This is a genomic window from Paraburkholderia denitrificans, assembly GCF_042655705.1.
GTDB lineage: Bacteria > Pseudomonadota > Gammaproteobacteria > Burkholderiales > Burkholderiaceae > Paraburkholderia > Paraburkholderia denitrificans.
Genome location: NZ_JBHSMP010000013.1, coordinates 403,600 through 427,825 on the forward strand (window position 1 = coordinate 403,600; position 24,226 = coordinate 427,825).

Consider the following 24,226-nt stretch of genomic DNA (forward strand, 5'->3'; position numbering starts at 1 on the left):
CGGTGGGATGGCGATTTCCGTTTTCCGGTTTTCGCTGTGTTATACTCGTCGCTTCGTTGGGGCGGTAGCTCAGCTGGGAGAGCGTCGCGTTCGCAATGCGAAGGTCGTGAGTTCGATCCTCATCCGCTCCACCAACGAATTCCCTCTAAAACCGGTCACTCAGGCCGGTTTTTCATTTGTGCTCCACTTCCGTCGTAGTCTCGGTTAGCGGGCCGCCACGGGCATCAGGTTGACAGCCAACCGCCTGTGCGATGCCGAGGACGACCGTGGACGGTTGTGCGGTCAATCGTTCAATGCGCATCGACATCGCGGCGTTTTCCACGCGATGCGTCCTCCCCGCCTTTCCGCACATGCCAATCACCCCTTAATCTCCGCCTCCACTAACAAACCGAGCAACACAAGCGACTCCTGCCACCCGAGATAGCAAGCCTCGGCGGGAATCGCCTCTGGAACCCCATCCTGCACGACGCTCAACTCGGTTCCGCAAAACACACCTTGCAGCACCACAGTCGTCTCCATCGCACCGGGCGGATTCGGATTATCGAATACGCCGCTGTACCGGATCCGCTCGTTGGGCACCAGTTCGAGATATTCCCCATTAAACGAGTGCTCCTCGCCCGTGGCGAAGTTCCGGAACGACATACGATACTTTCCGCCGACCTTCGCATCGAACTGATGCACGATCGCGACGAACCCGTTCGGTGCAAGCCATTTGACGAGCGCATCGGGATCTAAAAAGGCGCGATAGAGGCGCTCGGGCGGGCAACGGAGCACGCGATGCAGCCGGATCGTGTGAGTAGCCATGGTGGGACTCCAGAAGGACGAGGACATCTCCCAATCCTAGACGACAAGCGTGAGGTGACAAGCGCATCGAACTCCGAACTCCGGCTAGCGGGCCCGTCCCCGCCAACCTCCCGGCGATGGCCTAAACTTCCCGCATCGGCCCGACGCACTATCCGCGAGCGGGCCCGAGTCGATGCCGCCTGGCAGCGCGGCAAACGGAGGCTGTCATGTCCGGTCCGCAAGCGCTTTTCCGGAAGTTCGATTACGAGGGGTTCGAGATCCACGTCTCGCCGGCTCTGGCGGACGATGGCAGCAACCGCTACACCTACACCGCCTATGTTTGCCACCCGGGCGCCGATCCGGCCTTGCCCGGCCACACGGTGCCCTATCATCCGGGCGGCGACGAAACGTTCCGCACCGAGGAGGAGGCAACGGAAGAGGCGCTTTCGGTGGGGCACAGCATCGTCGAAGGCACGCATCCGGATCTTTCCGTGCTGTCGCTTGTGACTCACGGTTTCTAGGCGCGCAGCCGCAGGCATGCGCTTTCGTCGAGGGATGCCGCGTCCCGCAGACAGGACGTCGCGTCGGGTTGTCACGGACATCGCACGCCCACCGAAAACACAGTGAACAAGCCCGCCAATCGATGCGCCGTGTGCCCTGATTTGCGCGGCGTCGATTCCGGCAGCGACATCGCATGCCATCGGCGGCACTCGAGCACGTCCAGCGCGCCCCACGCACTCGGCACAGCCGCGCAACGTGCAGCCCATGTGCCGGGTTACACCCGACGCGGGTCCGGCGCGCGCTGCGCCGGGCAGGCCGCCGCCCAGGCCGCCCAAGCCGCCGCAGCCATTCCTTCCCGCTGGTTCCAGGAGTCAAGGCTCGCCACGCCATGTTGACCCGCCGCCCGACCCTCGTATTGATCGCTGCCATCGCGCTTGCCGCTTTCGTGAGGCTGATCACCGCGTTGGTCATGCAGCAGATGCGCCGCGACGCGCTCGCACAGGCGCGTGCCGCGGCCTACAACATCGCGTTGCTCTTCGAGCGCGACACGGAGCGCAACCTCAAGCTCTACGATCTTTCTCTGCAGGCCGTGATCGACGGACTCGATGATCTGCGCGTTGCGGCGCTGCCCATCGAAATTCGCCAGAGCGTGCTGTTCGACCGCGCGGCGATGACGAAGAATCTCGGCGTGCTTCTCGTCGCCGATGCCGCTGGCGACGTCTATTACGATTCGCGCACGCATATGCAGCGCAACCTCAACATCGCCGCGTGTGATTACTTCGAGGCGCAGCGCAGTTCGCCGCACACGGGCCTCTTCGTGAGCCATCCGTTCGTTCCGGGGAATGGCCCATTGGAGACGAGCATCGCGATGAGCCGTCGCCGGTCGAATCCAGACGGTTCGTTTTCGGGGGCCGTGGTCGTGACCATGCGCCTCGAATATTTCCGGCAGTTGTTCAGCGGCGTCGATATCGGCACGGACGGTGTCCTCGTGATCACGCTCACGGACGGCACGCTGCTCATGCGCCGCCCGTACGATCCGAAGCTTGTCGGTACGAGCGTCTAGGGAGCACCGGTTTTTCAGCGAATCAATCATGAAGAGTCCGGTGGTTTCTTCGCCAACGGACAGGTCGACGGCATCCGGCGTTGGTACGCGTTCAGGCGCGTGCCGGGCTATCCGCTCGTGCTCAGTGTCGGGCTGAGTACGCACGAGATCTACCGCGAGTGGCGCTTGCGCGCGTGGTTCATCGGCGCGCTGACTGCCGTGCTCGACCTATCGCTGATCGGGGCTGGCGTGCTGCTCGCGCGGCAGTTGCGTCAGCGCGCTGCGCTCGAAACGGAACTGCGCGCGCAGGCCGGCACGGATGCACTCACGTCTCTCGCTAACCGGCGTGCATTCGAGGCGCGCGCCGGCAATGAATGGCTGCGCGTGCGGCGCACGGGCAGTCCGCTCGCGATGCTGATGTTCGATATCGACCGCTTCAAGCTCTACAACGACCGCTACGGCCATCACGCGGGCGACGGCGCGCTGGCTGTCGTGGCGCATGTGGTGAACGATTACGCGCGCCGCGCGAGCGATTGTGCAGCGCGCTTTGGCGGCGAGGAGTTCGTGCTGATGCTGCCCAATACCGATGAGGCCGGCGCGCGCGGTCGGCGAGCAGGTGCGCGCCGCGGTCGAAGCGCTCGCGATTCCGCATGAGGACGCCGCGAACGGCGTGCTGACGGTAAGCGTGGGGGTTGCGAGCACGTCGGCGGGGACGTTCTTTTCGTGGCGCGATCTCAACGAAGCGGCCGATGCGGCGCTCTACGCCGCAAAGCGTGCGGGCCGCAACCGCGTCGTGGCAGCCCGGCTTCGCCAGCGCAACGTAGAGGTCTGCTGTTGCCCGTTGGAATGATCGATATTTTATCCGGGTAATATTGCGTCTAAATTTTTACCCGGATAAAATGCGTCGTCTTGATTCCACAAACGGAGCGGCAGATGGTCGCGACACTCGCTTGTACGGCATTCGTGGGCACGCGCCGGTTGGCGCACGGGACGGCGGCGGCGGTCGCGCTCGCGGTGAAGGCGGCGCTCGAACGAGGCGAAGATGCGCCGATCCTGATTTTCGACGACAGCGACGCGCGTGCGGTCGAATTCGACTTGCGCGGCACCGCACAGGACGTGGCGGCCCGTCTGTCGGAGCAGGCGCCGGCCGCGCACGAATCCCTCGTGGACGAGGTCCCGCGTGGCCGGGGCCGCCCGAAGCTCGGCGTGGTCCCGCGCGAGGTGACACTCCTGCCGCGTCACTGGGAATGGCTCGGCGCGCAGCCGGGCGGCGCGTCGGTCGTGCTGCGCCAGCTTGTCGACGCGGCACGCCACGCGAGCGAGGCGAAGGAGCGCGTGCGCGCGGCGCAGGAGGCGGCGCACCGTTTCATGACGGCGCTGGCGGGCAATCTGCCGGGCTATGAGGACGCGCTGCGCGCGCTCTATGCGGGCGACAAGGCGCGTTTCGAGGCGGCGAGCGACGCCTGGCCGGTTGATGTGCGGGAGTATGCGGTGGCGCTTGCGCGCGATGCCTTCGCCTGATGCGCGACAGACAGGTGGGCGGGCGAGCGCCAAAAAAAACCGCTCAAGCCGGGAAGCGTGAGCGGGAAGTCGGAGAGTTTATTGCTAACGACCGCTACATGATGAGGATGTTACTCGGTCACGCAGCGAAACCAGTGTATCTGCCGCATCGCACCAAACCTATCGGATGAGTCTGAAAGTCTGTGCCGAAGTGAGGCGGCCGCGTGTTTGCCACGGCTTGCCACGCGCACTCCGGCTCCGTACACTCGCGCCTGATTTTTAACGAGATAACCCGCCGGACCACGCGGGCGCATCGTCGCGCATCGCCCATAACCCAAACGCAACGACAGCAGACCACGCCCACAAGAGGAGCCCCAGATGTCCGATTCTTATTTCCCCCGCTGGCGTGAAGCGTCGAGCGGCGCGAGGGGCGTCGTCGCTCCCCACGAGCGCCTGTCCTGGCCGCAGATGTTCGCGATGGGCGTGCAGCACGTGGTCGCGATGTTCGGCTCGACGGTTCTGGCACCGCTGCTGATGGGATTTGACCCGAATCTGTGCATTTTCATGTCCGGCATCGGCACGCTGCTGTTCTTCGTCGTGGTGGGCGGCCGGGTGCCGAGCTATCTCGGGTCGAGCTTCGCGTTCATCGGGCTCGTGATCGCCATCACGGGCTATAGCGGGCACGGGCCGAATCCGAACATTCCGGTCGCGCTCGGCGGCATCATCGCGTGCGGCGCGGTCTACGCCGTGATCGGGTTGATCGTGTCGGCGGTCGGCACGAAGTGGATCGAGACGCTGATGCCGCCGGTCGTCACCGGCGCGATCGTCTGCGTGATCGGCCTGAATCTCGCGCCTATCGCCGTGAAGGGCGTGAGCGGCTCGCAGTTCGATTCGTGGATGGCGCTCATGACCGTCGTCTGCGTGGGCGGCGTCGCGGTGTTCACGCGCGGCATGTTGCAGCGTCTTCTGATTCTCGTCGGCTTGATGATCGCCTACGTGATCTACGCAATCGTCACCAACGGCATGGGCCTCGGCAAGCCGGTCGATTTTTCGATCGTCGGCAACGCCGCCTGGTTCGGCATGCCGAAGTTCGGCGCGCCCGTGTTCGATGTGCACGCAATGACCCTGCTCATGCCGGTCGCCGTGATTCTCGTTGCCGAAAATCTCGGTCACATCAAGGCCGTTTCCGCGATGACGGGCGTGAACCTCGACCGCTATATCGGCCGCGCGTTCATCGGCGACGGCCTGGCCACGATGGTTTCGGGTTTCGCGGGCGGCACGGGCGTCACCACTTATGCCGAGAATATCGGCGTGATGGCCGTCACCAGGATCTACTCGACGCTCGTGTTCGTCGTCGCCGCGCTGATTGCAATCGTGCTCGGTTTCTCGCCGAAGTTCGGCGCCGTGATCCAGACGATTCCGGGCCCGGTGCTCGGCGGCGTGTCGATCGTCGTGTTCGGCCTGATCGCCGTGACCGGCGCGCGCATCTGGGTCGTCAACAAGGTCGACTTCTCCGATAACCGCAACCTCATCGTCGCAGCCGTCACGCTCGTGCTCGGCGCGGGCGATTTCTCGCTGAAGCTCGGCGCATTCGCGCTTGGCGGCATCGGCACCGCGACGTTCGGCTCGATCATTCTCTACGCGTTGCTGCGCCGCAAGCCTGCCCAGCAAGCATCGGTCTGACGCCTGCATGCCGCGTCCGCATCTGCGGCGCGCGGCTGCGGCGGCAATGAAAGCGGCACGCGTGCCGCTTTTTTTGCGCACTCGTGTTTCCGATGGGCTCAGCCAGCCGATCTCGGCGCGCGCCGCCGTGCGCGCCTGGCGTGCCGCACCATCACGGACACACGCCGCACTGTGGCGCACGAGAGCGCCACGAAGAAGCGCAGAATAAGAACAATGAATACGGTTTCCAGCGATCAGGCGAAGGATCGCGCGAAGACGAGGGCGCCGATGCGTCCGGTCGCGGCGGCACATGGTGGCACCCGGCGACTGTTGCGCGGACTAGTGAGGAATTAGTAGGAAGAATCCGGCGCGCGGCAACGAGGCCGCCACGGCGCGACGCACGCACCTTGGCCGTGCATGGTTGTGGTGCGTGGCGTGCCCGTTCGCGGCGCACGCGCGCCACGGGTGACGTGCGTGACATGCGGCGCTCGCGCTTCAATGCATGCGACGTTCGCGCACCAGCGCGCACGAACCTTGCTTTTCGCAGCCTGTGACGCAATGAATCACGCCGACGGTCATGGCGCGCGCGAACCGCGCGCGCACGCCGGCGACGATCTCGCGCGAGAGGAACGCATGAGCGCAGAGCAACAGGACAAAACGGCCGTCGCGCCGCACGGATTCAATATGAGCGTTACCTCGGGGCTGCAGCGCTACAGTGCGCCCTACGGCGACCTCGTGCTGACGAGCGTGTTCCAGCCGGTCTTCAGCCTTTCGCATATGCGGGCGATCGGCTACGAAGGGCTGTTGCGCGCGCATGACGCGTTCGACCGGCCCGTTCCCCCACTCGATGTGTTCGGCGAGGCGACGCGCATCGGCGAAGTCCTGCAACTGGATCGTCTCGCGCAGTTCCTGCATCTGGAAAATTTCAGGCTGCTGGGCGCCGAGCGCGAATGGCTCTTCCTCAACGTGCATCCAGGCACGCTCACCGAGCCGTATCACACGGCGGCGCTGCTCGCGAACCTGCAGCGGCTCGATCTGCCGCCGCGTCGCGTCGTGCTCGAAGTGCTCGAAGAGCAGGCCGCCGATCTCGACGCGCTCGCGCGCGCCATCGCGTTGTTGCGCGAGCGCGGCTTTCTCATCGCGCTCGACGACTTCGGTGCGGGCAACGTCGATATCGGCCGCGTGTGGCAGCTTAATCCCGACATCGTGAAGCTCGACCGCATCATGCTGCTGCACGCCGCGCATCGGGCCGACATGGCGGCGACGCTGCCCGCGCTCGTCGCGCTCCTGCACGAGGCGGGCAAGCTCGTGCTGTTCGAGGGCGTCGAAACCGAGCAGGAGGCGCAGCTTGCGCTCTCGTGCAATGCGGACTTCGTGCAGGGCTTTTTCTTCGCGCGTCCGGCGCCGGGTCTCGCGGATGCGGCGCAGACGCGATCGGTGATCGCCGAGGCGACGGAGCGTTTTCGCTCGCAGACCGAGGCGCGCGAGCGCGGCACGGCCAGCCGGCTGGCGCCCTATGTGCGCGCGTTCGAGCGCGCGGCGGAGCGGCTGGGCGCCGGCGAGCCGATGGAGGAGGTGTGCTGGAATTTCCTCGGGCTCACGCATGCGGCGCGCTGTTTCCTGCTCGATGCGAACGGACGGCAGGCCGAACGCAACGTCGTGCTGCGCGTCGACCGTGCGCAGCACGACGCGCGCTTCTTGCCGCTCGACGAAGCGCAGGGCGCGAACTGGCTGCGGCGTCCGTATTTTCGCGCGGCGCTCGCTGCGCCGGGGCGCGTGCATGTCACGGCGCCGTATCTGTCGATTACCGAGGCGCTGCCGTGCGTGACGCTTTCGATGGCGGTGCACGTCGGCGCGCGGCTGTGCGTGCTGTGCGGCGACATCGACTGGATTTCCGACGAACCGGAGTGAACGAACCGGATTGACCGAATCGGGTACGATAAAACAAACGGGCGGCCAGTGAAGCCGCCCGTTTTGCGTTTGCTGCGCTTACGCCGCACGCGTTACTTCGCGACGACCACCGGAATACCGCGCAGCGCGCCCGCGCCCTTGAACGAATCGAGCGCTTCCTGCACGACGGCGCTCGTCTTCGCATCGAGTTGCAGACGCGCCGCGAGTTCGCGCTCGCTGCGCTTGACTGCCGCGAGGTTCGCGAGCTTCACGTGGCCATAGCCGCGCACGCGCTCATAAAGGCTCGCGAGCGCTGCGATATCGGCGGCGTTGTCTGCATCGAGATGCGCGAGCGCGACGCGCAGCGTTGCCTCGTAGTCGTCGGCGAGCGCGCGTTCCATGCGGCGCTCAAGCGTGCGGCCAAACACATCGAGCCACGTTCCGCGCACGCCGCGCCCCTTCGAAAGCAGCGCAAGCACGCGCCACAGCCACGGGCCGATCTGCATCTTGCGCGGCACTTCACCGTGTTTTGCGCGCGCGATCAGCGGCGGCGCCATGTTGAACTTCACGGTGAAGTCGCGGCCCGCCGTGCCTTCGAACTGCGCTTCGAGCGCGGCGCGGAAAGCGGGATCGGTGTAGAGCCGCGCGACTTCGTATTCGTCCTTCACCGCGAGCAGGCGATAGAACGTCGTCGCGACGGCGCGCGCGAGCGCCTGGTCCGCGCTCTTGTCGGCGGCACGCGCAGCGTCGGCGAGCGCGCGAAAGCGCCGGGCGTAACGCGCCCCGCCATATGCGACGAGACGCGCTTCGCGATCGGCGACGAGTTCGTCCAGCGTGTGCGTGCGCTTCGGCTCCACGGCGCGCTTGTGTTGCGCGTCGAGCGTTTCGAGTGTTTCCAGCGCAGCGGGATCCGCCGCAGCGAGGCGGCCAATCGAGAGCGCAAGCAGGTTTGCGGGCACGGCCACGTTGTTCAGTTCGATCGCACGCGTGAGCGCCGCGAGCGAAACCGGCACGAGGCCGAGTTGCCATGCAAAGCCGAGCATCAGGATGTTCGCGCCGATGGTGTCGCCGAAAAAGCGTTGCGCGAGCCGCTGCGCATCGCAGGTCGAAAGCGGGTCTTGCGCGCCGCTGTCCGCACGGGGCAAGCCGCCGGTCGAGGCGTGACGCATCTTCGCGAGCAGCGCGTCGGCGTGCAGGTTCGCGTCGGGGTTCTGCACGAACGACGCGTTCGGAATCGCGTGCGTGTTCACGACGATGCGCGTGCGGTCGTGGCGCACGGTCTGGAGCGCGTCGGCGCTCGCGGCCACCACCATGTCGCAGGCGAGCAGCAGGTCGGCCTGCTGCGTGTCGATGCGGACCTGGTTGAGCAAGGCGTCGGTTGCCGCGAAGCGCACGAACGAGAGCACCGCACCGCCCTTTTGCGCGAAGCCCATGAAATCGAGCACCGACGCGCTCTTGCCTTCCAGATGCGCGGCCATGCTGATGAGCGCGCCCACGGTCACAACGCCCGTGCCGCCCACGCCGGTCACGAGAATGTCGTACGGGGCGTCCTCCAGCGGCGTCTGCGGCACGGGCAGCGCATTCACGCGCGCGGCGAGCGCCTGCGGATCGAACGTTGCGCCCGCAGCTTTCCTGAGCTTGCCGTGTTCCACCGTCACGAAGCTCGGACAGAAGCCGTTCACGCACGAGTAGTCCTTGTTGCACGACGACTGGTCGATGCGGCGCTTGCGGCCGAGTTCGGTCTCTACAGGTTCGACCGAGAGGCAATTCGACTGCACGCCGCAATCGCCGCAGCCTTCGCACACGGCCTCGTTGATGAAGAGCCGCTTGTCCGGATCGGGGAACTCGCCCTTCTTGCGGCGGCGGCGCTTTTCGGCGGCGCAGGTCTGGTCGTAGATCAGTACGGTGACGCCCGGAATGTCGCGCAGTTCGCGCTGCACGGCATCGAGTTCACGGCGATGATGGAACGTCGTGCCTTTCGGGAAGAGACCGTGATGGCCATCGTATTTCTCGGGCTCGTCGCTCACGACGACGAAGCGCGAGACGCCTTCGGCCTCGACCTGGCGCGCGATCTGCGGCACCGAAATGCTGCCGTCCACCGGCTGCCCGCCCGTCATCGCAACGGCGTCGTTGTAGAGGATCTTGTAGGTGATGTTGGCGTTCACCGCGACAGCCTGGCGAATCGCGAGGATGCCTGAATGAAAATAGGTGCCGTCGCCGAGATTCTGGAAGACGTGGCGCGTGTTCGTGAACATCGAGTGCGCGGCCCAGTCCACGCCTTCGCCGCCCATCTGGATGAGGCCGGTCGTGTCGCGCTCCATCCATGACGCCATGAAGTGACAGCCGATTCCCGCCTGCGCAATCGAGCCCTCGGGCACTTTCGTCGAGGTGTTGTGCGGACAGCCCGAGCAGAAGTACGGCGTGCGGCGCACGGCGTCGGCTTCGTTGGAGAGGATCTGCGGCGCGACGAGATCGACCACGCGGTCGCGCCGGTCGAGTGCGGGCTTGTGCCGCGCGAGCCACGCGGCGAACACGGGCAGGATGCGCGACGGGCGCAGTTCGCCGAGTTCGGAGAGCTGGGCGGTGCCGTCAACGGCAGCTTTGCCGGTGATGGTCGGCCGCGCGCCGGCCTTGCGATTGTAGAGATAGTCCTTGATCTGCTGCTCGACCACGGGGCCTTTCTCTTCGATCACGAGCACGTCGGTGAGGCCCGCGACGAAGGCGTCGATGCGCGACATCTCCAGCGGAAACGAGAGCCCCACTTTGTAGATGCGCACGCCCGCGGCATCGAGATCGGCTACCGAGAGGTCGAGGCGGCGCAGCGCCTCCATCAGATCCAGATGGGCCTTGCCGCAGGTGACGATGCCGATGTTCGCGTGCGGGCTCGGTGCGATCCACTTGTCGATGCTGTTTGCGCGCGCGAAGTGGCGCACGGCGTCGAGTTTGGCGGCGAGTCGCGCTTCGATGGCGAGGCTCGGCAGATCGGGCCAGCGGTTGTGCAGCCCGCCGGGCGGCGGCGCGAAGCCGACGGGCGCGGGCCAGTCGGTGCGGATCGCATCGAGATCGACGGTCGAGCCCGACTCGACGGTTTCCGAAATCGCCTTGAGGCCGACCCAGGCGCCCGAGTAGCGCGACAGCGCCCAGCCGTAGAGGCCGAATTCGAGCATGTCCGCGATGTTCGACGGATTCACGATCGGCATGTGCCACGCGATCATGGCGAAGTCGCTCTGATGCGGCATCGACGACGAAACGCAGCCGTGGTCGTCGCCCGCGACCACGAGCACGCCGCCGTGCGGCGACGAGCCGTAGGCGTTGCCGTGCTTGAGCGCGTCGCCTGCGCGGTCCACGCCGGGACCTTTGCCGTACCACATCGCGAAGACGCCTTCGACGGTGCGCTCGGGGTCGGCTTCGACGCGCTGCGTGCCGAGCACGGCGGTGCCGCCCAGTTCTTCGTTGATGGCCGGAAGGAAGCGCACGCTGGCGGCGTCGAGGAGCTTTTGCGCGCGCCACGCCTGCTGGTCGACCATACCGAGCGGCGAGCCGCGATAGCCGCTGATGAAGCCCGCGGTGTTCAGTCCGCGCGCCTGGTCGACGGCGTGCTGCATCAGGGCGAGACGGATCAGCGCCTGGGTGCCGGTGAGAAAGATGCGGCCGCGCGTGGCGGTGAGGTTGTCGCTCAGACGGTAGTCGGCGAGCGGCGGGGGCGAAGCATCGCCGAACGCGGGGCGGGCGTTCATGGTGGAGTCTCCTTTTCGATCGCGGAGCGGTCGACCCGGGTTGGCACTTCAGCGCCTGCCCGGCTCCCACGGCATCCGATGCGATCTCCGTGCGCGGTCGTGCTGCAACACCCAGCCCGATCCTGCGCACGGCTTGTTATCGCGGCGGCGCGCCCGGCGTGCGGTGCGCGTCGCAAGAGACTCTATTTTTTAGCGCCGATAACGGAAATATTTTGCTAACTGACCTCGCGCGCGCGGTGCATGCGCGAGATGCTTCGCGTGCGACGCCGCTTTTGAGAGAGATTTTGCAAGGCCGCCGGGCCGGTGCGCTCACACCGCTTTCACCGGTCAGACCGGCTGCGAACTCTGCGCGGCCGGGCCTTCGTACGGCTCGATGTCGTGAAAGTGCCGGTAGTCGATGTGGCTCACGCCGTCGACGTCGTAAAGCATGTTGACGTAGCGGTGCTGCCAGCGGATCTGGCTGTCCGACCAGCTGTGGCGCGCCTGCATGATTTGCGCGGTCGATTCGTCGGAGCCTTCGATCATCGCGAGGATCGAGGCATGCTGGCGTGCGAGCGACTCGGGCGTTTCGCCGAAGAGCGGACTCGATTCGTCGATCACATGCATGAGGTTCCAGCCGAGCGAGAAGATGGGATGCTGGTCGCGCACGAGCTTGAGGTCGTGGATACGGCGCGCGGAATAGCCGTCCGATGTGGTTTCGAAGCGCATGAGCCGCAGCTTCGCGCCCGCTTCGGCGATCACGTTCTGGCGTGCGTTGGCGGCGCGCGCCATGAGCGTCGTACGGCCCTCGATGGGATGCACGACCACCTCGCGCGCGAACATGATCTTCGCGCGCGGACGTGAGAAGCGCGCGAATACGAGCCCCGTCGACAGCGCGATGCCCGACATGCCGATGAAGATCTCCAGCGTCGCCACAGCGTGCGCATAGAGCGTTTGGGGGTGCATGTCGCCGTAACCGACCGTCGCGAGCGTTTCGACGCTGAAGAAAAACGCGCCGCCGAAGCCGCTCGGGTACTGGTTGGCGATGGGCGCGGTGCCGAGCAGGTAGAGGCACGCGAAGAGCGCGTTGAGGACGAGGAACAGACCCGCGAGCGACGCGAAGAAGGTGGGCCAGCGCATGGTGAGCGCGCTGTGATAGAAATCGCGCCAGCCGAGCGACGGCATGCCATAGACCCTGATTTCGCGGCTGCCGATGAACAGTGTGCGCGGCGTGACGCGTGCGGACCGCGGGGGCTGGCCTGTCTGCCGGGCGGCTTGATTGGCGGTGCGCTGCTGCGGCTCGGGCGTCATGGCGTTCCCTTCGAACTCGAAATGGGAGAAAGCGTAGCAACGCCGAACGGACAGGACAAGCGCGCGGGCCGCAGCGCCGCGCTTCACGCACTTCACGCGCTTGCGCGAGCGTCGCGGGCGCGGCGCAAGCGCGGCAAAAGCACGGGCTCAGGGAAAGTTGTGCGGTTTCGGAATGCCCGCGCCTTGTTCGATATCGGCGATGGCCTGGCGGCGCGCGGCATCGACGGCCTGAGTGGGCGCGTCGAACCCCGCGTTGCCGCCGATGGTGACCCACTGCTGCACGGGCTTGTCGCGGTGCGTGATCTGGTATTCGGCGTCCCAGCGCGCGCCCTGCAGTTGCAGCGGATGAACGTGGATGGCGTAGACGCCGTAGAGAAAGAGCTGTTCGGCCATGATCGCCTCCAGCCGGATTACCGGTGATACGGCCCGAACGCGAGGCAGCAGCCTGCTTTTAGTTTGCTTGTAGTTTGCTTTTAGTTTGATGTTGGTTTGCTGCGTGTTCTCTGCGCGTTCGCGGCCTTACAGTTCGAGTTCGCCAAGGATGCGATGGGCGAGTGCCTTGGCCTCTTCAAGCGCTTCTTCGGGCGTGCCCGATGCGCTTTCCACTTCGTAGACGGCGTTTTCGAGTGCCTCCCCGTCGTCGCGCGCCAGAGAGACCAGGCCTTGGAACAACCCGCCGTCCATAGGCCGTGTCGTGGCGACTGCCGTGTAGATCCCCTTGGTGTAGGTCACATCTTCCATAGCGCGCTCCTGGTGGAAGGAAAGACCGTCCCGGCGTGGAGCCGGGACGGCAGATTCCATGCTAGCACTTTGCCCGTGCGGTTGCGGGGCACGGGTGTGTCAGCGGCGCTTCAGTTTCGTGTCAGCCGTGCGCGCGCGAGGCGTGCGATGCCGGTGGTGCGCGCCGTGCGTGCGCGGCCCTCAGTCGGCGAGCAGCGCCACCACTTCGTCGAGCGTCGGCGAATGCGCGCCCGGGCGACGGCAGGCCGCCGCACCGGCTGCGAGCGCGAAGCCCAGATGCTGGCGCCACGTGCGTTGCGGCGCGCTCATGAGGCTGAAGAGCAGCCCGCCGATCGAGGCATCGCCCGCGCCCACCGTGTCCGCCACCTCTACACGCGGCGGTGCGGCTTCGATGACCTCGTCGCCAGCAAAGAGCGTGGCCGCTTGCGCACCGCGCGTCACCAGCAGCGTGGCCGCCGGATTGAGCGCGCGCATCGCCGCGATTGCTTCCGCTTCGCCAAGGCTCGGGAACAGCATCAGCAGATCCTCGTCGGAGACCTTGATGAGGTCGGCGAGCGCGGCCATGCGGCGCAGGATCGGCGCGTAGCCGTGCGCCATCAGGCTGCGGCAGTTCGGATCGAAGCTGATCTTCACGCCCACGGCGCGCAGTTCGGCGGCGAGCGTGGCGAGCGTTTCGCCAAGCGGTTGGCGCACGAGGCTGATGCCGCCGAAGTGCGCCCACTTCGCATGCGCGCGCCATCCTGCTGGCAACTGGGCGGGATCGAAGGCGAGGTCGGCGCTCTGCTCGCCGATGAAGTAGTAAGCGGGCGGATGCGTGCGATGCACGATCGCGAGCAGCGGCGCACGCTCGACGCGCTGCATGAAGCGCATGTCGAGGCCCGCGGCGACACTCGCGTTCCAGAGTTCGTCGGAGAAATTGTCAATGCCGAGCGCGCCCGCGCAGGCTGTCGGCAGGCCGAGCCGCGCGACCGCGCGCGCGACGTTCCAGCCCGCGCCGCCCGGATGCGCGCGCCATTGCGAACCGGCGTGCGAACCGGCGTGCGAATGCGCGCCGTCCGGTGTGTCGACGCGCACGAGATCGGTGAGGATGTCGCCGGCCGAGATGAAGGCCGGAAAACCTGAAGAGAAGTCGGGGCCCATGCTGCAGGTGCTCATCGTGTGGCTCCTTCATGCTGTGTATCGCCGTCCGCTGTCGGCTGCAGCGGCGCGTGCGCACGCGCGCCGTTGCGGCCGATGGCAGGCGCCACGCCGCGTCCCGGCAGTGCGTTGAGCGTCTCGTAGCAGGCGCCCATCGTGTGATAGTCGGTCTTGCCCGCCGGGCTCTTTTCGTCGCCGTACTTGCGGTTGTCGCAAGTGAGGATGCGATACCACGCACCGTAGCGGTGATCGACGAAGTGCGTCCAGCTATAGCGCCACAGTTCGTCGTACCAGTCCCAGAAGCGCTCGGCGCCCGTGCGCTTCGCAAGCAGCGCGGCTGTCGCGATGGTCTCCGCCTGCACCCAGAAGTACTTGTCGTGATCGCAGACCGTGCCATCCGGGCCGAAGCCGTAGTAGAGCCCGCCGTGGTTGTCGTCCCATGCCTGCGTCATCGCGGCGTCGAAGAGTTCGATCGCGCGCGGCAGCAGCCACGGCAGCGGACGATGCCGCTCGAGAATCAGCAGCAGCTTGGCCCACTCCGTCTGGTGTCCCGGCTGGAAGCCCCACGGCCGGAAGATGTTCGAACTGTCCTCTTCGTTGTAGTGCCAGTCCACCGACCAGTCCGCGTGAAAATGCTCCCACACGAGCCCTTGCGAGAGCTTCGCCTGGCGCAGCGTGAGGTTCGATGCGACGCGCTCCGCGCGGTCGAGATAGACGAGGTGGCCCGTTGCCTCGTAGGCCGCGAGCAGCGCCTCGGTCGTGTGCATGTTCGCGTTCTGGCCGCGATAGCGCGACACGACCCAGCCGGCGCTCGCTTCGTCGGCGTAGAGGCCCGCGGCCGCATCCCAGAAGCGGTGATCCATCAATTCGAACGTCGCGCCGATCATCGGACGCGCTTCCTCGATACCCGCCATCGCCGCGTGCGAATAAGCGAGCAGCACGAATGCGAGGCCGTAGCAGTGGCGCGTGGCGTCGAGCGTGCGCTTCTTGCCGTCGCGCCAGTCGATCTCCCAGTCATAGCCTTCGTGCTGCGGGTCCCAGTGCGCTTCGCGCAGGAACTGCAGGCCGTGGCGCGCGTACTGCAGATACAGCGGATCGCCGAACTCGCGATACGCCATCGCATAGTTGAAGACGAAACGGCAACTGCTCACGAGATGGCGCGAGTGCGCGTTGTAGACGGAGCCGTCGTCGCGGAAGTAGTGGTGAAAACCGCCTGTCGGGTCGAACACGTTCGGCGCGTAGAAGCGCAGCGTGTCCTCGACGTGCGAGAGCAGGAACGCGCGGTCGCGGAAATTCCCGGTTGCCGGTGCGGCGGCAAGCGGCGCGCGCACGGGTTCGGTGCCGGGCCGGGCGGCGGAGACGGTATCGGTGAGCTTCGTCATGGCTTTTCCATCGAGGCTTGGGCTTGGCTTCAGCGTGATTTCGGCGCGGCTGCGGCTGCGTGTGCCGTCTTGCTATGCGAGGGCCGCGCGGTGGCGGCGCCAGCTTCGGCTCGTGCGTTTGCGTTGCCCGCGGCGGCGCAGGCGAGCGTCGCGTCCGGCGTGGCGGTGCGCTGCGCCGTCTGCATGGCGCGCTTTTCGCCTGGTTGTTCGCCTGGTCGTTCGCTTGAACGTTCGCTTGAACGTTCGGCTGGCTTTGCGCTTGCGAGTTTTGCACCCGGCGAACCGCCGCTCGCGCGGGCAGCATCCGGACCCGTCTCGCCGGTCGTGCTGCCGCGCGCGATCAGTTGCACCGGCAGGTTGATTTCGGTGACGGCGGGCGCTTCTTCGAGCAGCAATTCGACGCCGCGCTGCCCGAGCCCTTCCTTGTCGACGGCGACCGTCGAGAGCGACGGCACCGCGTGGGCCGCGCCCGCGATGTCGTCGAAACCGACAATCGCCACGTCCTCGGGCACGCGCAGGCCGCGCGCCAGGCACACGCGCATGGCGGCGAGCGCGGCGGCGTCGTTGTAGGCGAACACGGCGTCGGGCGGCGCGCCGCGCGTGGCGTCGAGCAGACGCTCCATCGCGCGCGCCGCGCCGGTATCGGGATCGAGCCCGGCGTCGATCGTCACTTCGAGCGACGGGTCGAACAGCAGCCCCGCTTCGAAGAACGCGCGCCGGTAGCCGAGCGCGCGCTGCGCGATGCTGAAGTGCGCGAGCGATCCGCCGATGAACGCCACGCGCCGCCGTCCCATCTCGAACAGGTGCTTCATCGCGAGCGCGGCGCCCGCGAGGTTGTCGATGTTCACCGAGCGCAGGCCCTGCGCCCACAGGTCGATCAGCACGAGCGGGCGCTGCAGGCCGACGAGCGCAGCCAGCATCTCCGGCTCGACGAAGCCCGCCACGGCGATGGCGTCGGGCGCGTGCATGCGCAGTTGCTGGATGGTGTCGTCGGCGGGTCCGGCGGTCAGCAGCGCGGGCACGATGCCGTGCTCGCGGCAGGCGTTCTCGACGCCGTGCAGCACGTGCGAGAAAAACGGACTCGCCGCGAAGTTGTTGTGCTGGCGGTGAAGCAGGAACGTGAGCCGGCGAATACGCGGGCGCAACTGGCCGCAGTCGTAGCCCAGCGAGCGTGCGACTTCGACGACGCGCGCGCGCGTGGATTCGGAGAGACCCGACTGGTTCTTAAGTGCGCGCGAGACCGTGCCGATCGATACGTTGGCTGCCTGCGCGATGTCGCGAATGGTTGTCCCCATGGCTCCTGGCGGGCGGCGCGCCACGGCGCCGCGCGGTGAAGATCAGGTGTGGGGGCGATTGTATAGTAAAAATTTGGATAAATAGCCTTGTATACGCGTAGTAAAAGTCCGTAAATACCCGGGTATAAGGCTATAAATGTAAATTTATATGTTTACTAAAAAGAACTAAACACGCGTGGTTGGAGTTGTTTGCAGCGATGCGAAGCGAAATGTGAAACGCGAAATGTGAAACGCGAAACGCGCTTCAGCCCGCCGCCGTCACAGCTTCGCCCAGCACGTGCTGCAGCGCCGTGCAGTTACAGCCGTCGATCATCACGAGGCCTGTGGCTTCCTGCTTCGCCCGGCGCTTGGCGATGGCTGCGAGCGATGCAATCCCCTCGCTGCTGTGTTGCGCGCCGCTGCCGGGTGCAACGTACACGCAGCCAATCGCCATCGTCACGAAGCTGAAGAAGGTGGGATTGCCCTGGCGGTCTTCGCCGCGAATGCCGCCCGCGAGCCGGTCTTCGGGCGCGTAGTAGCGCCGCGCGCCCGCGTTGAATGCGTCGATCGCGCGTTGCGCGCGTTCGAACCACGTCTCGCTCTGGAACAGGATCAGGAAGTCGTCGCCGCCGACGTGGCCGAGGAAGTCGCGGGTCGGGTCGCAGGTTTCGGCGAGCACCTTCGCCGCGAACTTCAGCACTTCGTCGCCGCGCCAGTAGCCGTATTGGTCGTTGAACGGCTTGAACTGGTTCAGGTCGACGTAGCACGCGTGGAAGCCCGCATCGTTCGAGATCAGCCGCTCGATGTGCGACGTCAGCGGAATGTTGCCCGGCAGGAACGTGAGCGGATTCGCGTAGCGCGCGGCCTGGATGCGCACCTCGGTGACGGCACGTACGAGGCTTTCGCCCGTGCCGAGCCCGGCGTAGCGGCCGTTGTCGGTGATGATGAAACCGTCGGCGAGATAGCGCTGGTCGTCGCTCGCGAGCAGCGCGGCCATCTGCTCGACGGTCATCGACTGCTCGATCAGCACCGGCGACGCGTTGGCAAATTGCAGACAGGCTTTCTTGCCGAACAGCTCGCGGTGATAGGGCAGCGCGTAGCGGTCCATGAACGCGCGCCGGTTGACGAGCGCAATCGGCATTTCGCCCTCGACCACGGCGAGCGCGTGCAGTTCGGGCTGGCGGTTGAAGAGTTCGAGCACGTCGTTGTTGGTGGCGCGGCGCTGGACCGCGGGCGCGTGCACGAGCATCTTCGCCGTGGGCGCGCCGCTCGCCTGCGCCGTCGCCGCGCGGCGTGCGGCTTCGGGAAACACGGCGATGTGGTCCGCGCGGATCGCCTCGCGCGCTGCCTGCGTAATCGCGCGTGCAGGCGGGTTTTCGGGGCGGCCGAAGAAATAGCCCTGTCCGCTGCCGATGCCCATGTCGCGCAGCACGATCAGATCGGCTTCGCTTTCGATGCCCTCGGCCACGAGCCGCGCGCCGCTCGCCTGCGCGAAGTGGTGCATCACGTGCACGGCCTGGAACTTGATGGCGTTGCTCGCAATGCCGTCGATGAAAAAGCGGTCGATCTTCACGATATCCGGTTGCAGGCGCACCCACAGGTTCAGGCTCGCGTTCGCGGTGCCGTAGTCGTCGAGTGCGAATTGCGCGCCGGCCGCGCGCAGGGCATCGACGACGCCCGTGAACTCGCTGAAGTTGTCGATGGCGCTCTGCTCGGTCAGCTCGATCACGACGCGGCGGGCGTCGAGCGTGCCGTCGAAGAGCGCGGCGGCGTCGCGGCCGCCGTCGGTGAGGCGGCGCAGCGCGTCGGCGCTGAAGTTCAGGAACAGTTTGCTCTCGCCGCCGAGCTGTGCGAATGCGTCGATGCAGATGCGCGCCGCCGCGTGTTCGAGCGTGGTCGTGCAGCGCTGTTCGTGCGCGCGCGCGAACAGCGCCGCGGGCGATTCGAGCGGCGATCCGGCTGGGCCGCGGATCAGCCCCTCGTAGCCGAGGATCGTGCCGTCCTCGAAACATACGATCGGCTGAAAAACAGCGCGCAGATGGCGTCCGGCGATTAAATCGGCGATGCCGGTCGGAATGGGAGGCGGGGCCGCGCGAACAGACATGTGAGAACTCTTGCAGGCAATGACGACACGCCACGCTTAACGGCAGCAAGGTGCTGGAATTAAGTGAATTTTTGGTGACAGGGGGCGCGCAATCGTTAGCGCGCCTAAATGCGCGACGGCAGGCGGAAAGATGCGCGCGCGGAAGCTTCTCGGCGAAGAAGGGCGGGAGCGAAAGAGGGAGGCAAAGGGCGCTGCGCACCACCTGCCGGTGAAGCGCGCATGACGAACGCGTGTGGTTTAACGCCGCGCCACGGCCTGCGAGCGCTCGCTGCTGCCCGCGCGCGATTCGTCGCCTGCCTGGGCATCGCGCTCGCGGCCCATGTCGCGTGCACCCCAGCGTTGCGCGAGCGCCGCGCACACCATCAACTGGATCTGGTGAAACAGCATGAGCGGCAAAACGATAGCGCCGATTGCATTCGACGCGAAAATCACCTTCGCCATCGGCACGCCCGCCGCGAGACTCTTCTTGGAGCCGCAGAAGATGATCGTGATCTGGTCGGTGCGCGAAAAGCCGAGCTTCCTGCTCGCGAATATCGTGGTGCCGAGCGCGAGCGCGAGCAGCACCGCATTCACGACGAAGAGGCCGCCGAGCGCCGAAAGCGGAATGTGATGCCAGAGCCCTTCGTTGACGGCTTCGCTGAACGCGCCGTAGACGACGAGCAGGATCGAACCCTGGTCGACGAACTTGAGCATGCCGATATTGCGTCCGATCCAGCGGCCGATCACGGGGCGCAGCAATTGCCCTGCGATAAAGGGCACGAGCAGTTGCAGCACGATGTTCCAGACCGTGTGCCAGGCGGAACCGCCGCGCGCGCTCTGGTTCGTGACGATGAGGCTCACGAGCGCGGGCGTGACGAAGATGCCGATCAGGCTCGACGCCGAGGCGCTGCACACGGCGGCGGGCACGTTGCCGCGCGCAATCGACGTGAAGGCGATCGACGACTGGACCGTGGAGGGTAGTGTGCAGAGAAACAGCACGCCCGCGTAGAGCGCAGGCGTGACGAGCGGCGAGAGGACCGGCTTGAGGACGACGCCGAACACCGGAAACACGATGAAGGTGCTCGCCAGCACGACGAGATGGAGACGCCAGTGCGTCGCGCCCGCGATGATCGCTTCGCGCGAGAGCTTTGCGCCGTGCAGGAAGAACAGCAGGCCGACGGCGAAATTGGTGAGCCAGTTGAACGGTGTTGCGGCCGCGCCACGCACCGGCAAAAAGCTCGCGACCATCACGGTGGCGATCAGGCTCAGCGTGAAGTTATCGGGAAGGTATTTCGGACGGGCCATCTGACAATCTCGGGGGCGCATCGGCGCGGCGCGGAGCAAGGGCATCCGGGGTCCAGGACGATGCCGGACAAGCGCCGCAGGTCAACGGGAACCCTATTGTCTCCGTAGGCCGATTGAAAAAGCAAATTCATTTAAAGAATCAACTCGTTCTTTTGTCGTATGAACGGTGTGCAGCGATATTCAGACGGATATTGTCAAACCCGTTTCAGGCGGTCTTAAAAAGTCGAAAAACCGTGCAGTAACACGGTGTTACAACCCTTCCGGTGGCATAACACTTTTAGACTCGACACCTTTTCAGGGCACCCATAAATTAGCTCAAAGGGTATTTGTGCCCGCGATGGTGGCAAGCGTCGCGCATCATGCGGGCGGGCACCAGGTTTGGCCCGCCACAGCCCGAGTGGCGGAATTTCAAGCGTAACGTCGGGCAGGCGATCGACATAATGCACGCAGGGTGGTCACGACTGGGACGGTTGGCCCGTGGAGCGGGATTGACGGCGCTCGCCGCATTCGCCGCCGCACTCGCCCCCGTGCAGCCCGCGTATGCGGCGCACGGCGGCGGCGGCTTTCAGCGCGCACCCGCCGGGCGTCCGATGATGGGTCAGGCAATGCGGCCGATGGCCGGTGGCGCGATGGTTGGCGACGCGGCGCGCGGCGGCTCGCCGTGGGCGGGATATCGCGTCAACCGCGGCGGCTTCGGCGCCGGGCGGCCCGGCATCGCGCCGATGCGCGTGGCCGACCAGGGCGGCTGGCGCGGGCGCGACGGCAATCCTCTGCCGGTTCGTTCGGTTGGCGGCGGCTTTGGCGGCTACCGCAACGGTCCGATTACGCCGGTCAGTGCGCAGACGCGCTCCGTGCCGCATCCGCCCGCCGACTCGCCGGTGCGCGCGGGTTCGATCCGCGAAGACGTGGCGCGCTATAACGAGGAGCGCGGCGCGTTCCGCCCCGTACAGCAGCGCAGTGGCGGCGAGGTGCCGCGTCCGCCGATGCCCTCGCCTTATCGCAACTAGCCACGAGCGGCTGCAAACGGCTGCAAACGGCTGCAGGCGGCTGCGATTAGTTGTCCCCGCCAACGGTTTCCCCCTCGTCAATCGCCTTCCACGTTCGTCGTCTGACCCGCTTTTCCGGCTGGCGGGCGGCGCATATCGTTGCATCCGCATCGGTTGCTCCCGGCCTCGACGATCCGATCCATTCGTGCGCGTGCGGCAAATGGTCCACTCTGACGTGCGGATACCACACTCCGGCAGAAAGCGCTCGCCCGCATAACCGATTTGTCATCAAATCTCGGCTTCGCTGCGGCGGCGCGTCAATCGCAATCCCCGGCACCCCGAAAAAGTCCCTGTCGACCCGGCTCGAAAGCCCGACGGCACACAAGCTGCGACGCAGCAAAAAGAGACTCCCGGGCGAGCCAGGCGGCATTCGCAGACGTACAAACCAACCGTTTCGCCGACAGGCGCTAACAGCTAATTTCTGGAACGGCACACAGGGTCCGTGAAGATGAACCGGGCCGGGGATAGCCATGTCTGCAATCGGCAAAAGGCGATGGTTTGCGCGCGCCGCGAGCCACGAGTTACCCCATTTTGCAAAGACAGGAGATCACATGACTACCACCGCTAGCCGCGTGCTGCGCGCCACGCTCAAAGCGAGCGCGTTCGCTGCCGTGCTTGCCGCCGCTTCGTCGTCGGCGGTTGCGCAATCGAGCGTCCAGCTCTATGGTCAGGTCGACGAATGGGTCGGGGTCACGAAGTTCCCGGGCGGCAATGCCGCGGCGAACGTCGGCGGCGGCGGCATGTCGACGTCGTACTGGGGCCTGAAGGGTGCGGAAGATCTCGGTGGCGGCTACAAGGCGATCTTCACGCTCGAAAGCTTCTTTCGCGCGCAAAACGGCCAGGACGGCCGCTTCCAGGGCGACACGTTCTTCGCCCGCAACTCCTACGTCGGCATCGAGTCGCCGTACGGCACGATCACGGCTGGCCGCCTGACCACGCACCTGTTCGTCTCGACGATTCTGTTCAACCCGCTCGTCGACTCGTACACGTTCTCGCCGATGGTGTACCAGGTGTTCCTCGGCCTCTCGACGTTCCCCACCTACAAGACCGACCAGGGCGTGGTGGGCGATTCGGGCTGGGACAATGCCGTCCAGTATTCGACGCCTGACTTCAACGGCCTCTCGGGCTCGGTGATGTACGCGCTCGGCAATACGGCGGGCGACAACCGCTCGAAGAAGTGGAGCGCGCAGGGCCTGTATTTCCACGGCCCGTTCGCCGCGACGGCCGTGTATCAGTACGTGAACTACAACAACAAGCCGGGCGACATCGGCGGCATTTCGGCCATGCCGAGCGGCCAGCCGCCGCTCGACCTGAAGAGCCAGGGCGTGGCCCAGGTCGGCGTGTCGTACGACCTCAAGTACCTGAAGCTGTTCGGCCAGTACATGTATACGGCGAACACGCAGCAGATCGGCAGCTGGCACGTGAACACGGCGCAGGGCGGCGTGTCGGTCCCGGCGGGCACGGGCACGGTGATGGCCTCGTACGCGTATTCGCGCGACACCGGCGGACTGAACCAGACGCACCAGACCGCGGTGCTCGGCTACGACTACCCGCTCTCGAAGCGCACCGACGTCTACGCCGCGTATATGTACGACCACTTCGACAACATGTCGTCGGGCATGACGTACGGCGCCGGCATCCGCGCGAAGTTCTAGGCCGCACCGCCTTCGGGCTGGCCGCAACGAAAAACCCCGTGCTGCTTGCAGTGCGGGGTTTTTGTTTTCTGGTCCGCTGTACGCGTTGGAAGGTGGGCATTGCGCACCGCCAATTGATAAATCGCGCACAATGGCGGCGATTGATTCCTGCTGTTTTCCGATAACTCACCGATACGGACGCGCGCGATGGATACCCTCGTCAGCATGAACGTGTTCCGCCAGGTCGTCGAAGCGGGGAGCTTCGTCGGCGCGGCTGAGCGCATGAACATGTCCGCAGCGATGGCGAGCAAGCACGTCGCGCATCTCGAACAGCAACTGGGCGCGCGGCTGCTCAACCGCACGACGCGGCGCGTCGCGCCCACCGAGGCGGGCCGCGAATACTACGAGCGTCTCGCGCTCGCGCTCACCGAACTCGACGAAGCCGGCCAGGCCGTGGGCGCCGCGAGCGTCGTGCCGCAGGGGCGGCTGCGCGTTTCGTCGCTGACCGCGTTCGGGCTGCGGCACGTGATGGGCGCGGTCGCCGACTACGCCGCAGGCTTTCCGCAGGTCACCGTCGACATCACGCTCTCGGATCGCGTCGTCGAACTGATCGACGAAGGTTTCGACGTGGCGATCCGCGCGTCGCCCTCTGGGCTCAAGTCGTCGTCGCTGATCGCGCGACCGCTCGCGACCGCGCACATCGTGCTGTGCGCGTCGCCCGAGTATCTGCGGCGGCACGGCGTGCCGAAGAGCGTCGCCGATCTGGCCCGGCACGACTTCGTGCATTACGCGGGCGCGTCGGCGCTGGAGCTCGCGCCGTTCTCGGAAGGCGGCACGCGCGCGAAACCGCGCGGCAACCTGATCGTCAATCACCTCGAAGCGCTGCGCGTGGTCCTGCTGCAGGGCGGCGGGCTGTCGATGCTGGGCACGGAGGTGATCGGCGACGACATCGCCGATGGCCGTCTCGTGCCGCTGCTCGTCGATGAACTGCCGCCGCGCGAACTGCCCATTTACGCGGTGTACGCGAGCCGGCGCCATCTCTCGGCGAAGGTGCGCTCGTTCGTCGATTTCCTCGCGGAGCGTTTCGCCGATCGCGGATTGTGGCCGGGCGTCGAAGCGATACGCGCGGCGGCGGCATCGTAGCCGGGGCGCGTGCCGCCGTGGTTGATGCTGCGGTCGCTGTCGCTGTCGCTGTCGCTGTCGCTGCCGACGTCGCCGT

The 24,226-nt window shown here is 66.1% G+C and carries 17 protein-coding genes, 1 tRNA gene and 2 pseudogenes; 10 read left to right on the top strand and 10 right to left on the bottom strand.

Annotation, left to right across the window (positions count from 1 at the left end; translation table 11 throughout):
- The first annotated feature begins 58 nt into the window (after positions 1-58).
- Positions 59-134, top strand: a tRNA-Ala gene (locus ACFPTO_RS11330).
- Positions 135-357: 223 nt separating this feature from the next.
- On the opposite strand, the gene ACFPTO_RS11335 is transcribed toward ACFPTO_RS11330, so the two are convergent.
- Positions 358-804: an SRPBCC family protein gene (locus ACFPTO_RS11335; RefSeq protein WP_377711450.1), complete on the bottom strand. Its 447-nt coding sequence runs from the start codon at positions 802-804 to the stop codon at positions 358-360.
- Between the two features lie 206 nt (positions 805-1,010).
- Here ACFPTO_RS11335 and ACFPTO_RS11340 point away from each other — a divergent pair, with 206 nt between their 5' ends.
- From ACFPTO_RS11340 to ACFPTO_RS11365, 6 genes and pseudogenes are all read left to right on the top strand, one after another.
- Positions 1,011-1,304, top strand: coding sequence for a hypothetical protein (locus tag ACFPTO_RS11340; RefSeq protein WP_377711451.1), 294 nt, complete (start codon positions 1,011-1,013; stop codon positions 1,302-1,304).
- 368 nt (positions 1,305-1,672) lie between these two features.
- On the top strand, positions 1,673-2,347 hold the full coding sequence (locus ACFPTO_RS11345) for a PDC sensor domain-containing protein (RefSeq protein ID WP_377711452.1): 675 nt from the start codon (positions 1,673-1,675) through the stop codon (positions 2,345-2,347).
- A gap of 228 nt (positions 2,348-2,575) precedes the next feature.
- Positions 2,576-3,068 (top strand): annotated as a pseudogene (locus ACFPTO_RS11350) (GGDEF domain-containing protein); the annotation flags it as partial.
- Positions 3,069-3,259: 191 nt separating this feature from the next.
- On the top strand, positions 3,260-3,847 hold the full coding sequence (locus ACFPTO_RS11355; protein ID WP_377711453.1) for a DUF2239 family protein: 588 nt from the start codon (positions 3,260-3,262) through the stop codon (positions 3,845-3,847).
- Between the two features lie 357 nt (positions 3,848-4,204).
- Positions 4,205-5,509, top strand: coding sequence for a solute carrier family 23 protein (locus ACFPTO_RS11360; RefSeq protein ID WP_377711454.1), 1,305 nt, complete (start codon positions 4,205-4,207; stop codon positions 5,507-5,509).
- 612 nt (positions 5,510-6,121) lie between these two features.
- On the top strand, positions 6,122-7,399 hold the full coding sequence (locus ACFPTO_RS11365; RefSeq protein ID WP_377711724.1) for a sensor domain-containing phosphodiesterase: 1,278 nt from the start codon (positions 6,122-6,124) through the stop codon (positions 7,397-7,399).
- A 92-nt stretch (positions 7,400-7,491) separates the two neighbouring features.
- On the opposite strand, the gene ACFPTO_RS11370 is transcribed toward ACFPTO_RS11365, so the two are convergent.
- From ACFPTO_RS11370 to ACFPTO_RS11410, 9 genes and pseudogenes are all read right to left on the bottom strand, one after another.
- Complete coding sequence (locus tag ACFPTO_RS11370; protein ID WP_377711455.1) at positions 7,492-11,115, bottom strand: indolepyruvate ferredoxin oxidoreductase family protein; 3,624 nt, start codon at positions 11,113-11,115, stop codon at positions 7,492-7,494.
- A gap of 327 nt (positions 11,116-11,442) precedes the next feature.
- A complete protein-coding gene (locus ACFPTO_RS11375; protein ID WP_377711456.1) occupies positions 11,443-12,405 on the bottom strand; it encodes an ion channel in 963 nt (320 codons plus the stop codon).
- A 147-nt stretch (positions 12,406-12,552) separates the two neighbouring features.
- On the bottom strand, positions 12,553-12,798 hold the full coding sequence (locus tag ACFPTO_RS11380; RefSeq protein WP_293039345.1) for a hypothetical protein: 246 nt from the start codon (positions 12,796-12,798) through the stop codon (positions 12,553-12,555).
- A 126-nt stretch (positions 12,799-12,924) separates the two neighbouring features.
- Entirely contained in the window at positions 12,925-13,146 is a 222-nt protein-coding gene (locus ACFPTO_RS11385) for a hypothetical protein (protein ID WP_377711457.1), read from the bottom strand.
- 180 nt (positions 13,147-13,326) lie between these two features.
- Positions 13,327-14,301, bottom strand: coding sequence for a carbohydrate kinase family protein (locus ACFPTO_RS11390; RefSeq protein ID WP_377711458.1), 975 nt, complete (start codon positions 14,299-14,301; stop codon positions 13,327-13,329).
- Complete coding sequence (locus ACFPTO_RS11395; protein ID WP_377711459.1) at positions 14,298-15,665, bottom strand: AGE family epimerase/isomerase; 1,368 nt, start codon at positions 15,663-15,665, stop codon at positions 14,298-14,300. Before ACFPTO_RS11395 ends, ACFPTO_RS11390 begins: the two co-directional genes overlap by 4 nt.
- Positions 15,666-15,976: 311 nt before the next feature.
- A pseudogene (locus tag ACFPTO_RS11400) lies at positions 15,977-16,960 on the bottom strand (LacI family DNA-binding transcriptional regulator); the annotation flags it as partial.
- A 244-nt stretch (positions 16,961-17,204) separates the two neighbouring features.
- A complete protein-coding gene (locus tag ACFPTO_RS11405; RefSeq protein ID WP_377711460.1) occupies positions 17,205-19,043 on the bottom strand; it encodes an EAL domain-containing protein in 1,839 nt (612 codons plus the stop codon).
- Between the two features lie 237 nt (positions 19,044-19,280).
- A complete protein-coding gene (locus ACFPTO_RS11410; RefSeq protein WP_377711461.1) occupies positions 19,281-20,327 on the bottom strand; it encodes a bile acid:sodium symporter family protein in 1,047 nt (348 codons plus the stop codon).
- Between the two features lie 488 nt (positions 20,328-20,815).
- On the opposite strand from ACFPTO_RS11410, the gene ACFPTO_RS11415 reads away from it, so the two are divergent.
- The 3 genes from ACFPTO_RS11415 to ACFPTO_RS11425 all read left to right on the top strand — a co-directional run bounded on the left by ACFPTO_RS11415 (position 20,816) and on the right by ACFPTO_RS11425 (position 24,150).
- A complete protein-coding gene (locus tag ACFPTO_RS11415) occupies positions 20,816-21,334 on the top strand; it encodes a hypothetical protein (protein ID WP_377711462.1) in 519 nt (172 codons plus the stop codon).
- Positions 21,335-21,924: 590 nt separating this feature from the next.
- Positions 21,925-23,028: a porin gene (locus tag ACFPTO_RS11420; RefSeq protein WP_377711463.1), complete on the top strand. Its 1,104-nt coding sequence runs from the start codon at positions 21,925-21,927 to the stop codon at positions 23,026-23,028.
- 186 nt (positions 23,029-23,214) lie between these two features.
- Complete coding sequence (locus ACFPTO_RS11425) at positions 23,215-24,150, top strand: LysR family transcriptional regulator (RefSeq protein ID WP_377711464.1); 936 nt, start codon at positions 23,215-23,217, stop codon at positions 24,148-24,150.
- Positions 24,151-24,226: the final 76 nt, after the last annotated feature.